The organism is Flaviflexus salsibiostraticola (assembly GCF_003952265.1).
GTDB lineage: Bacteria > Actinomycetota > Actinomycetes > Actinomycetales > Actinomycetaceae > Flaviflexus > Flaviflexus salsibiostraticola.
The window spans coordinates 277,015-289,044 of sequence record NZ_CP034438.1; the positions used below are offsets into that span (position 1 = coordinate 277,015).

9 protein-coding genes and 2 pseudogenes are annotated in these 12,030 nt (G+C 63.9%); 6 read left to right on the plus strand and 5 right to left on the minus strand.

The window, feature by feature from the left end:
- Positions 1 to 15: 15 nt before the first annotated feature.
- From EJO69_RS12735 to EJO69_RS01355, 5 genes and pseudogenes are all read left to right on the plus strand, one after another.
- The gene (locus tag EJO69_RS12735) at positions 16 to 312 is read left to right on the plus strand and encodes a DUF7455 domain-containing protein (RefSeq protein ID WP_245993708.1); all 297 of its coding nucleotides are present in this window, start codon (positions 16 to 18) and stop codon (positions 310 to 312) included.
- 110 nt (positions 313 to 422) lie between these two features.
- Positions 423 to 2,516 carry a DNA gyrase/topoisomerase IV subunit B gene (locus EJO69_RS01340; RefSeq protein ID WP_126038206.1) on the plus strand — a complete coding sequence of 698 codons (2,094 nt, stop codon included), beginning with the start codon at positions 423 to 425 and terminating at the stop codon, positions 2,514 to 2,516.
- Positions 2,517 to 2,533: 17 nt separating this feature from the next.
- Positions 2,534 to 3,580, plus strand: coding sequence for a GNAT family N-acetyltransferase (locus tag EJO69_RS01345; RefSeq protein WP_126038209.1), 1,047 nt, complete (start codon positions 2,534 to 2,536; stop codon positions 3,578 to 3,580).
- Positions 3,580 to 4,530: a GNAT family N-acetyltransferase gene (locus EJO69_RS01350; protein ID WP_126038212.1), complete on the plus strand. Its 951-nt coding sequence runs from the start codon at positions 3,580 to 3,582 to the stop codon at positions 4,528 to 4,530. Before EJO69_RS01345 ends, EJO69_RS01350 begins: the two co-directional genes overlap by 1 nt.
- Positions 4,531 to 4,645: 115 nt before the next feature.
- Positions 4,646 to 5,131 (plus strand): annotated as a pseudogene (locus EJO69_RS01355) (leucine zipper domain-containing protein); the annotation flags it as partial.
- Positions 5,132 to 5,185: 54 nt separating this feature from the next.
- Here EJO69_RS01355 and istB read toward each other — a convergent pair.
- Together istB and istA are read right to left on the minus strand one after the other, a co-directional pair.
- Positions 5,186 to 5,935 carry an IS21-like element helper ATPase IstB gene (istB, locus tag EJO69_RS01360; protein ID WP_126038216.1) on the minus strand — a complete coding sequence of 250 codons (750 nt, stop codon included), beginning with the start codon at positions 5,933 to 5,935 and terminating at the stop codon, positions 5,186 to 5,188.
- A complete protein-coding gene (istA, locus tag EJO69_RS01365) occupies positions 5,936 to 7,141 on the minus strand; it encodes an IS21 family transposase (RefSeq protein WP_126038218.1) in 1,206 nt (401 codons plus the stop codon).
- A gap of 72 nt (positions 7,142 to 7,213) precedes the next feature.
- Between istA and EJO69_RS01370 the strand changes: the two are divergent.
- Positions 7,214 to 7,738: pseudogene (locus EJO69_RS01370) on the plus strand (DDE-type integrase/transposase/recombinase); the annotation flags it as partial.
- Here the strand turns inward: EJO69_RS01370 and EJO69_RS01375 are convergent.
- The 3 genes from EJO69_RS01375 to EJO69_RS01385 all read right to left on the minus strand — a co-directional run bounded on the left by EJO69_RS01375 (position 7,735) and on the right by EJO69_RS01385 (position 12,022).
- A complete protein-coding gene (locus EJO69_RS01375) occupies positions 7,735 to 8,721 on the minus strand; it encodes an IS481 family transposase (RefSeq protein WP_126038221.1) in 987 nt (328 codons plus the stop codon). The pseudogene EJO69_RS01370 and the gene EJO69_RS01375 sit on opposite strands and share 4 nt — an antisense overlap.
- Before the next feature lie 124 nt (positions 8,722 to 8,845).
- On the minus strand, positions 8,846 to 9,505 hold the full coding sequence (locus EJO69_RS01380) for an HAD-IA family hydrolase (protein WP_126038224.1): 660 nt from the start codon (positions 9,503 to 9,505) through the stop codon (positions 8,846 to 8,848).
- A 108-nt stretch (positions 9,506 to 9,613) separates the two neighbouring features.
- The gene (locus EJO69_RS01385) at positions 9,614 to 12,022 is read right to left on the minus strand and encodes a DNA gyrase/topoisomerase IV subunit A (protein WP_126038227.1); all 2,409 of its coding nucleotides are present in this window, start codon (positions 12,020 to 12,022) and stop codon (positions 9,614 to 9,616) included.
- Positions 12,023 to 12,030: the final 8 nt, after the last annotated feature.

Consider the following 12,030-nt stretch of genomic DNA (forward strand, 5'->3'; position numbering starts at 1 on the left):
CGACGGTAATAACCTATGTCATCGATCCGGCATAAGTTGGCCCGAAGCGAACTCGGACGGACGCGGGGATTAAATCGGGGCGAACTGTGGTTGGATGATGGTGTGAGTACAACAGTAGTAGAACCAGTACAGCTGACCGCCAGCGATCGTTGCGACGCGTGCGGTGCCAGGGCGTATGTCAGGGTCGAGCTCGAATCGGGCTCTCTGCTCTTCTGCGGGCACCATGCGAATCAGCATCTCGAGAAGTTGGCTCCGACTGCCAAGCACGTTCATGACGAGCGCCACCGCTTGACCGAGGAGAGCGCGAGCTGAGCGCCTTCCCCCTTATCTGACAGTACGGACCGATCATCGATCGGTCCGTACTTTTTCACATCCGCGAGGTGCTTGAGGGAATTCGCCCCGCTCTCGCCTACTATCGAACAGTGTCTGAATATACCGCGCGCCATCTTTCTGTCCTCGAGGGCCTCGAGGCGGTCCGCAAGCGACCCGGCATGTACATCGGTTCAACGGACTCGAGAGGCCTCCAGCACTGCCTGTGGGAGATCATCGACAACTCGGTCGACGAAGCGCTCGACGGTCATGCCGACCGGATCGCCGTTTCACTCCTGTCGGACGGCTCCGTCCTCGTCGAGGACAACGGTCGCGGAATCCCGGTCGATGAGGTCCCGGGCGTCGGGCTCTCCGGAGTTGAGGTCGTCTACACCAAGCTTCACGCCGGTGGTAAGTTCGGCGGCGGCAGCTACGCTGCGTCGGGCGGCCTCCACGGTGTTGGCGCCTCCGTCGTCAACGCCCTCTCACACCGGCTTGACGTCGAGGTCGACCGAGATGGCAAGACGCATCGGATGACGTTCCGCCGGGGTGAGCCCGGCCAGTTCCAGGACGGCAGAACCCCGGCGGCGGACAACCCCTTCACTCCTTTCGTCACAGACTCGTTCCTCGAGATCAAGGGGAGAGTCGCGAAGAAGAAGACCGGCACGAGAGTGCGGTTCTGGCCGGACCCGCAGATCTTCCCGGCGACGACCGCGATGTCGCTCGAGGCGATTCTCGGCCGTGCGAAGCAGACGGCCTTCCTCGTTCCCGGACTGACGCTCGTCATTCGCGATGAGCGAGAGGGGGAGCCGACGGAGGAGACCTTCCGATATGACGGTGGTGTTGTCGACTTCGTTGAGGATCTTGCGCCCGATGCTGCGATCACGAAGACGTATCACATCGTCGGGTCCGGCACCTTCATGGAGACGGTCCAGACCCTTGACAAGAAGACGGGCCACCTTGTCCCCGTCGAGACCGAGCGCACGTGCCAGGTGGACGTCGCGCTGGCCTGGGGGCAGGGTTATGACACGACCGTCCGCTCCTTCGTCAACATCATCGCCACCCCGGTCGGCGGCACCCATATTCAGGGCTTCGAGGCTGGCCTGTCGCGTGCGCTCCGGAAGCTCATCGAGTCGAATGCTCGTCGGCTGAAGGTCACCGCGAAGGATCCGAAGATTGAGAAGGAGGACATCATGGCGGGCCTGACGGCCGTCGTCACCGTCTCCCTTCCCGAGCCGCAGTTCGAGGGCCAGACGAAGGAGATTCTCGGCACCGGACCCGTGCGCGGCATCGTCAATCGCGTGGTCGGAGACGCTCTCGTCGAGATCCTCGGGTCGACGAAGCGTTCGCAGCGCGACGAGACCGGCCGACTCCTTGAGAAGATCGTGGCGGAGATGCGGGCGCGGGTGACGGCCCGGATGCACAAGGAGATCTCGCGGCGGAAGAACGCCCTCGAGACGTCGACGATGCCGGCGAAGCTGTCGGATTGTCGATCCGAGGATGTTGCCAAGACCGAACTGTTCATCGTCGAGGGCGACTCCGCCCTCGGCACCGCCAAGTTGGCGCGCAACTCCGAGTTTCAGGCCCTGTTGCCGATTCGCGGAAAGATCCTCAACGTCCAGAAGGCGTCACCGGCCGACATCCTGAAGAATCAGGAGGTCTCCTCGATCATCCAGGTTGTCGGGGCAGGCTCGGGTCGCACCTTCGATGTCCAGGCGGCCCGCTACGGCAAGGTCATTCTCATGACAGATGCCGACGTCGACGGCGCTCATATCCGAACCCTCCTGCTCACCCTCCTATTCCGCTACATGCGTCCCCTCGTCGAAGCCGGCCGCGTCTACGCCGCAGTTCCGCCCCTCCACCGAGTTGAGGCGATCGGGCGGGGCAAGGCGAAGAACGAGGTCCACTACACGTATTCGGAGGCTGAGCTCAATGCTCTCCTCAAGAAGCTGGAGAAGCAGGGACGGCGCTACAAGGAGCCGATCCAGCGGTACAAGGGTCTGGGTGAGATGGACGCCGACCAGCTCGCGGAGACGACGATGGATCCCTCACACCGCACTCTGCGCAGGGTGTCGATGGCCGATGAGGAGGCGCTGCGGGAGGCTGAGATGGTCTTCGAGTTGCTCATGGGCAATGAGGTGGCGCCTCGCAAGGAGTTCATCGTCGAGGGCTCCGAAGAGGTCGACCGCGCTCGCATCGACGCCTGACTGGTAGACTGGCGCGCATGGAATCGAACGGCGTCACGGCACGAGCTGGCTCACTTGACCAGCGACTTCGGGTCCCAGGTCACCTCGAATTCCCGGGCGCACACCTGGGTCTGACATGGGCCCTCCTGGGCGGCGGCGACGTCGACGATGTCATTGCCCTCGACCTGCGCTGTCGGCCCAGCGACAGGCCGTCTGCCGTGCGCAGACCAGAAGTCATCGCCCCCATGCTCGGGCTCGCTCCCACCGCGCACCGGCACGAGATCCTCGGGGGGAGGGACTCGACAGGCGAGCTGCGAGCGGTCGGCAGCGTCGTCCTGCTCGCGGGTGTCGACACCGAGCACGTCTGTATTCTCGAGGCCTTCATCGATCCGCTGTGGCGCGGGCGAGGCATCGGCCGTGCCCTCATCGACTGGCAGGACGGCCGGGCGCGTCAGCTGATCGGCGAGGATGGACGGGATCTTCCGGTCTCGATCGAGTCCCGCGTCGTCGCCCACCTGACCGAGCGGCGCCGTCTGCTCGCCGCGGCGGGTTTCAGCCCGAATCGCACACTCGAGTACCTCGTGCGCACGACCGGCACATCGACGGCGGTCGAGGAGGTCGCTCAGGCGAAGCTCGCGGCCGCCGGGGTATCCCTCATTCCTTTTGAACCTGGGCTCAGCGAGGATGTCCGCACCGTCTACAACCGAAGCCGGTCGCTCAGCCTCGGCGGGCGTCTCATTCCGGCGGAGGACTTCGCTCGTATCGCGGACGAGATCGACCCTCGGATCTCCTACATCGCTGTGGCCGACGACGACAAGATCGTCGTCGGCTTCCTCCTCGCTCGGATCGAGCAGCGTGAGACGCCTGAGTCGTGGATCGAATTCCTTGCCATCGAGCGCGGGTGGCGCAGCCAGGGCATCGCCGATGCGCTCATGTCCCGGCATCTCGCCGATTGCGTCGAGGTCGGCGTCCCCCTGACCGGCACGACGATCGACTCGAAGCTGAACGATGAATCGAAGTCGTGGCTGGAGCGCTGGGACTTCTACCCACGCTCCTCCGACATCATCTACGCGATCGAGATGTGATGCGGATCGAACTCACCCGCCATCGGCTGCCCGAACTCATCGCACTCGTTGAAGCGATCGAGCAGCATGATCACGCCCCGTTCCGCACCCTGCCATCCGAACTCGAGGACTACTTCGACTCCGGGCTCGAGACCGAGTCCCTCGGACTCGTCGTTGACGGGGTGCTCGCCGGCTACGGCGTGGTGAGAGTCCCTCGGGACGGCAGTCCTCTGCGCTGCTCGGGAGGCACCCATCCGGACTTCCGGGGTTACGGTCTCGGTCGAATGGTCGTTGAGTTCTTCGATACGGCGGCCCGCAGGCTGGCGGCGGGACAGCCGGACGCGACGATGGAGATTCACGTCGATGAGGGGCGCGACAGCCTCGTCGACCTGCTGGAGCGGGCTGAGTTCGAGCCGAGCGGCGGTTACGTCCAGCTGCGCCGCGATCTCTCCGAGCCGCGTGCCGCGGTCGAGCTGCCATCCTTCTTCAGGCTCGTGCCGTGGAGCGATGTCAAGGACACCGAGGTCGGTGCGGCCTACAGGGAGACTCTATCGGGTCTGAGCGACGCGCTCGAGAGCCAATTCTTCGTGGCCGAATGGTCATTCGTCATCGTTGATGGCCGTTCGGACCGCGCGAAGCTCGCCGCCTATCTCCTCTCCCACAAGTACGAGCAGGACTGGTCGGCCTTCGGCTGGTCAGAGGGCTACACGGAGGAGCTCGTCGTCATGCCCGACTATCGCGGCCTCCATCTCGCCACGAGCCTGCTCAACACTGCCGCGGACTCCTACCAGGAATCGGGCCTGGAGTACGCCGGCATGGATATCAGCGTCGACGCGGACGGGACGTCCCCCATGCTCGACCTGTTCATGCACTTCGGCTACGAGCCCATTCGGAGCACGACCCTGTACGCGAAACGGGTCTTTCCGGCGGGCCAGCCGCCGCTCTCCGCCACGGCCTCAGGCGAGATCTAGCTGTGATGTCCAGGGACGTTGTTATGGGAATCCTGTGTGATCTGTTGAAGGGCGAAGGCCTCCTGTTGTGAAGTGGAGCTGTCTAAGAAACCGCTTCACATACCAGGAGGCCTTCATGGTCCACGCTAATGCCGCACTGACCCCGCGCGCACGTTTAAGGCTTGCGAAACTCATCATCGAGGATCAATGGCCTGTCACCGTTGCCGCGAAGATGTTTATGGTCTCCCCCGTCACGGCCCGTAAATGGGCGGTTCGCTACCGTGATGAGGGCGCGGCCGGGATGACCGACCGGTCAAGTCGTCCCCACTCCATGCCCACCCGCACTCCGCTGCCAGTGGTTAAACGGATCATCGGGCTGCGCTGGCGGGGCCGACACGGTCCAGCCCAGATCGCCTCCGAGCTCGGCATGCCCGCTTCCACCGTTCACGCCGTGTTGGTGCGCGCGGGTCTGAACCGGCTCTCGCGCATTGATCGGGTCACGGGCGAACCGATCCGACGTTACGAGCATCCTCATCCGGGATCCTTGATCCATGTCGATGTGACCAAGTTCGGTCGTATCCCTGACGGGGGTGGACACCGGTTCGTCGGCAGACAGCAGGGACTGTCGGCGGCAGTTGAATTTGGTGCATTTCCGGCGATCGAAAACTGAGCGGTTTTAGTTTACAGTTCCTTGTTCTTGTCGGTGTCTGATCCGGTAGGAGGTTCCTTTCGTGGTCAGGACTTGGGCGTGGTGGACGAGCCGGTCGATGATGGCTGTCGCAATCGTCTCGTCGTGGAAGATCGTGGACCAGGACCCGAAAGCGAGGTTTGAGGTGATCAGGATGGATGATTGCTCGTATCGGTCCGAGATGAGCTGGAAGAACAGGTTCGCGGCTTCTGGCTCGATGGGGAGGTAGCCGAGCTCGTCGATGATGATGAGCTTGTAGCGGCGAATACGCCGCAGCTCTTTCGTCAGGTCTCCCTTGTTGTGAGCGGCAGTGAGCGACTGGATCCAGCCGGCTGCGGTGTCGAACAGGACCGGGATTCCGGCCCTGGTCGCGGCAATGCCGAGCCCGATCGATATGTGAGTCTTCCCGGTGCCTGGTGGGCCGAGAAGGATCATGTTCTCCGCGTTGTGGATCCAGGTCGAGCGTGATGCTGCTTGAACGTCTGAGCGCAGGTGGGGCTGGTGATCGAAGGTGAAGTCCTCAATCGTCTTCATGGACGGGAAGTGTGCTCGTTTCCGTCGTATCTCGGCCCCAGATGCTTCCCGGGCGGTGACCTCGGCTTCCAAAACCGCGGCTAAGTACTCCTCGAACGTCCAGCCCTGTGCCCGCCCAGTGTCAGCCAGGCGAGCGAAAGAAGCTTGAATACGTGGTGCTTTCAACGCACTCGTGTAGTACGTGACGTCTTTGATCGCCTCCATTTAGGCCACCTCGATGTCAAAGATCTGGTCATATACTGCCAGGTCCCCGCCCTGGACCGTCACTCCGTAGCCGGGCAGGCCCTGGCGCTGCTGAAAGGTCGCACGCAGCTTCCGAGCGGTCTCCACGTGGTCAGGGTCGGTCACCTGACCGCCGCTGCCCCAAAGACGCTCATGAGTCGTGATGACCTTCCCGCCCGTACTGACTTGGACCGTCGACAGGTCCATGGTGACGTCGATGCGGTGCCCGATCCACCTGGGGTCAACACTGTAGGCGTTCGCGCCGATCTCGATGTAGTAGTCACGTCCCAACCGCGTCTGCACAGTCCACCTCGCTGCGGGATCAACCGGCGGCAACGCACCCATATGCTCGAGCTCGACGGTCAGGCCCTGGCCCCGAGTTTGGTCTTTCCCTCGTGGTTTCTTCCCTCGGATCACCTCGAGCCAGCCGGCGAGTTGAGCATTGAAATCCTTGGGACTGGCGAACGTCCGCCCGGGCAGGAACGAGGTTTCCAGGTAGGAGTTGAACCGTTCGACCACGCCCTTGGTCTCCGGGTCATAGGGTTTGGCTTGGACGAGCTTCACTCCGAGGGTTCCACAGAACTCCGCGACTTCCTGCCCGAGCTTGCCGTATCGTCCGATTCCGGCCTCGTTGTCCCACAATAGGCGTCGAGGAACCCTGCCAAAGGTGCTGATCCCGTCCCACATGCCCAACAGCAGGTCCGGGCGTTGCCGGCTCGGGATCATCAAGGCAACGGGATACTTTGACCAGGCCAGGATCATCGTCAGCACAGGGAAGCGTGCCGTCTTGCCGTTCCCGATCGGGATATCAACATTGGGGAACCACAGGTCACACTGAGCCACATCCCCGATCTCCCACTCCAACCGGTCCGCAGGATCGAGACGTCGTGGCGCATACTCAGGACGGATCCGTGCCACATTCTGCCGCAAGGCCCTCTCCGAGTAAGGCCAGCCCACCCGCTCGCCGATCACCGAGGCCGGCATCGTCGGACACTCCTCCAGCAGCCACCGTATCCGGGCCTCATACTCCCCAAACTTCGTCGGTGTCCTCGTGCGGACATAACGCGGCGGCTGATCAGACTTCACCGCCCGATCCACCGTATTGCGTGAGATACCCAGCTCAGCAGCAATACGAGCCTTCGGTACACCCTCGCGGGCAAGCACCCGGATCTTTTCCCAATCGTGCATTGAAATCACACTCCACATCGTTAATCGAAGTGCTCACTTTTCAAATGCCGAAACTGCTCACTTTTCAACTGCCGCCGACAGGGACTGATCAATCGAGCGGCGACATCCGATCGCGAGGGCACTCGCACCAAGCGATATCAGCCCCGGCTCGGGGTGGGATAATACCTGCACACCGTCATTGACGACCACTCTCGTGTGGCCTACATCGAGATCTGCGAAGACGAGAAAGCTGCGACCGCGATCGGGGTACTCACTCGCGCGGTGGCGTGGTTCGCCGAGCGGGGCGTCACCGTCGAGAGAGTGCTCTCCGATAACGGTTCCGCCTACCGATCACACGCCTGGCGCGATGCGTGTCGAGACCTGGCGATCGTGCCCAAGCGGACCCGGCCCTATCGGCCGCAGACGAACGGGAAGATCGAACGCTTCCATCGCACCCTTGCCGATGGATGGGCCTACGCCCGGTTCTACACCTCAGAAACCGAGCGGCGGGACGCGCTTCCCGGATGGCTGCACTTCTATAATCACCACAGGCACCACTCCGCAATCAGGGCCACACCCATCAGCAGACTGAACAACCTCCCCGGACAGTACATCTAGCTGTACTGTCCGGGGAGGTTGGTTAAGCGGGTGATTGGGGCGAGCCTGTCGCAGGCTGTGTGGGGTCGGTGATGATTATAGTGATGCAGCCATCCTGGTAGGGCGTCTCGTCGCTCGGTTTCTGAGGTGTAGCAGCGGGCGTAGCCCCACCCGTCTGCCAGGGTGCGGTGGAAGCGCTCGATCTTCCCGTTGGTCTGGGGTCGGTACGGGCGGGTCCGTTTTGCTGTGATCTTCAGCCTGGCGCAGGTTTCGCGCCATAGTATCGAGCGGTAGGCCGGACCGTTGTCGGAGAGCACTCTTTCGACGGTGACGCCTCGGGTGTTGAACCAGGCTGTGGCCCGCTCCAACACCCCGACGGCAGTGAGAGCGGTTTCATCATTGTGGACTTCGGCGTAGGCGACGCGGGAGTAGTCATCGATGACGGTGTGGACGAAGGCGTGGCCCATCTTCGGGTTGTGGTGGTGGTTGCGGGCCTTGTCCGGCGTTGCTATGCGGTTGCGGCCTCCCTGTTGGCGACCGACGAAGCGCCAGCCGCCGCCATCGGGGATGTTGCCGAGCTTCTTCACATCGACGTGAATCATCGAGCCGGGGTGGGGGTGTTCATAGCGGCGCACCGGCTCCCCGGTGGCGCGATCCATATGGGCGAGTCGGTTCAGCCGGCAGTGGCGCAGGATCTGATGAACGGTCGAGGGTGCCAGCCCGACCCGGACGGCCAGCTGGACCGGCCCTTCCCGCAGCCGCAGCCGCAGGCTCACGATTCGTCTTCTGATCTTCAGCGGGGTCTGGTAGGGAGAGGTCTTCGGGCGAGAGGAACGGTCCTGCATGGACTCACCAGCCCGGTAGCGGTCGGCCCAGCGTTTGACCGTCGGCCAGGAGCATTGGAACCGAGCCGCGACCTCGGCAATCGGCACCTGCTGGTCGACGACGAGCCGGGCGACGGTCAAACGGGCGCGAGGGGTCAGGGCTGCATTAGCGTGGGACATACGGAGGGCCTTCCTCGGAGTGCTGGTTTCGCAACTCCCACTCAACCGCGGAAGGCCCTCCCTTCACGTCACAAGTCAGCGCGTGTCATCGCACTGCCTCAACCAACCTGTCCGGTCAGTACATCTAGCCCCGCTCCGACCAGGGGTTGGCGGGGGTCTCCACATCCGCCGAGAACAGGGGCAGCAGCTCGGCGAGGCGCGTGACCGTCCGATACTCCGACTGCTCGCCCGTCACGGCGGTGCTGACGAGAAGGATCGGCGTGACGCCGGCAGCCTGCGCGGCCTCACAGTCGATCTCGCGGTCGCCGATGGCGATGCAGTCCTCTGCTCGCAGGCCATTGCGCTCGAGGGCAACGGTGATCATCGTCGGGTCGGGTTTGCGCGGGTAGCCGTCGGACGTCGAGATGATGTCATCGAACGTCAGCCCCGTGGTGGAGATCAGCTGTTCGGCGGACTCGCGGTCGCGGTGCGTGACGATGATGTTCCTGCCGCGGCCCTGCCGGCAGGCCTGCACAAGCTCTTCGGCGCCATCCATGAGCGGGGCGGGGTCGGCGAGCCACCCCTCCTTCACCAGTTCGTAGGAATCCTCGAACGCGACAGGCGGAATACCGGTACGGGCCGAGAGCGCCTCGATCGCGTGCCCGCGACTGACCCGGGTGAGCCTGCCGATCTCATCGATGTCGATCTCATGCGCGCCTTGGGCTGTCACGCGCGCGAAGGCAGAGTCGACGTACGGATAGGTGTCGAAGAGCGTTCCGCCCATGTCCCAGAGAATCGAAGTCATACACCAACTATGGCAGACATGCGGCGTACGTCACAGTGGTGGGGTGTGTGTCATTGTCGGCCTCTGCGAGCGAGCAGGCCGACAATGACACGGGACGGTCGACGAGACTCAGCCGATGCCACCGATGATCGCGGTCAGCATGGTGCCCGACGCGTCGCGCTTCTCATTCGTCTCGGGCAGGTCGATCGGCTGCCCACCGGCCCCAACGGCACGGGGACCGATGCCGACCCAGGCGAGGGCGAGCATGTCCTCGCCGCGCAGGAAGCGGTGGCAGCGCACGCCGAGCGTGGCCCTGCCCTTGACGGGGAATCGATCGAGGGGCGTGACCTTGACCGAACCGGTCTGAGTGCCGGGCAACGCGTCGAACGAGCCCGTGATAGTCACCACCTCGGCCTCCGACACGTGGTCCTCAGCGACGATTCCGAGAGCTCGGACGACGGTGCTCTCCGCGAGCTTGATGCCGGCGACGCCCTGACCGGTGCGCCCCTGCGGGCGCACGAGGCCGGCATTGAAGCGGAGCAGGTACGCATCCGAGGAGATGAGCACCATCTGAGTGTCATCGGACGCGTGGCCGACTCCGACCACGGTGTCTCCCTCGGTCAGGGTGATGATCGACCACGAGTCCATCTTCGGGTGGGTCGGGGTAACACGCTTGACCCGACCGAGTGCGGTCGCGACAGCGATGGGGTCGGCGTCCTCCTCGAGGGAGATGAGACCGATCGGATCTGCACCCGCTGGAATGAGCTCACGCAGCGGAACCCCGCCCGCGAGGGAGGCAGAGCCGGGCGGCAGAGCCGGCGTGTCGACGACTTCGAGGCGATGAACCTCGCCGGACGCGGTGACAACACCGATCTGCGAGCGGGTTGTGGCCCGAACTGCCGAGGCGATGGCGTCGTGTGACTGTCTGCTGTCACGACCGGGCGGCTCTGCGGAGCGCGCGACGAGCCCTGTCGCAGACAGAAGGACGTGGCAGGGCTCGTCATTCACCTCGACGTCCCCGACCGGCGTCTGCTCCTTGCCGTCGGACTCGAGGAGAATCGTGCGTCGCGGCGTGGCGAACTGGGTCGCCACATCGGCGAGCTCGCTCGACACGAGCTGGTGCAGCCGCTCCTCGGAGGCGAGGATCTCCTCGAGCTCGGCGATCGCCGTGAGCAGTTCGTCGCGCTCCGCCTCGAGCTCGAGACGGGAGAACTTCGTCAGCCTGCGCAGGCGGAGCTCGAGGATGTAGTCGGCCTGAACCTCGCTGAGGTCGAACACCGACATGAGTCGGTCCCGGGCCGCCGCCGTGTCATCTGAGCTGCGGATGACGGCGATGACCTCGTCGATGTCGAGGATGGCGATGAGGAGGCCCTCGACGAGGTGGAGTCGGTCCTTGGCCCGGCCCAGGCGGAACGCGCTTCTGCGGCGCGTCACGTCGATGCGGTGATCGACGAACACCCGGAGGAGCGGAAGGAGACCCAGCGTCTGCGGCTTGCCCTCGACGAGGGCGACGTTGTTGATGCCGAACGTCTCCTCCATCGGAGTGAGCTTGAACAGCTTGGCGAGGACAGCATCGGGATTGACCGTGTTCTTCAGCTCGATGACGAGCCTCAGTCCGTGGTGCCGGTCTGTGAGGTTCTGGACGGCGGTGATGCCCTCGATCTTCTTCGCCTGGACCGCCGCCTTGATCTTCTCGATCACCTTCTCCGCACCGATCTGGTAGGGGAGCTCCGTGACGACGATCGCCTTCTTCCGGGCGGTCACGTTCTCGATCCGCGTCGTCGCCCGCGTGCGGAACAGCCCACGCCCATTCTCGTAGGCGTCACGGATCCCAGTCAGGCCGACGATCTTGCCTCCCTCCGGCAGATCGGGTCCGGGGATGAAGCGCATGATGTCCTCAAGCGTCGCGTCCGGATGGGCGAGGAGGTGCCGAGCCCCTGCGACGACCTCGCCCAGATTGTGGGGAGGCATATTGGTCGCCATGCCGACGGCGATGCCGGCGGCGCCATTGACGAGGAGGCTGGGGATCGCGGCGGGGAGGACCTCCGGCTGCATGTAGGAGTTGTCGTAGTTCGGGACCATGTCGACGGTGTCCTCGTCGAGATCCTTTGTCATGGCCAGCGCCGCTGTCGTCAGGCGCACCTCCGTGTACCGGGAGGCGGCGGGCCCGTCGTCGAGGGAGCCGAAGTTGCCGTGCCCGTCGATGAGGGGCAGGCGCTGGACGAAGGGCTGCGCGAGACGGACCATCGTCTCGTAGATCGCTGAATCGCCATGGGGGTGCAGCTTGCCCATGACCTCGCCGACAACGCGAGATGACTTGACGTAGCCGCGCTCGGGCCGCAGGCCCATCTCGCCCATCTGGTAGAGGATCCGGCGCTGAACCGGCTTGAGACCATCGCGCGCGTCCGGCAGGGCGCGCGAATAGATCACCGAATAGGCGTATTCGAGAAATGATCCCTTCATCTCCTCCGACACGTCGATATCGACGATGTTCTCGGCGATCGCCTCATGCGGGGGAGTGTTCCTGGTTGGTGCCATTCGAGTAT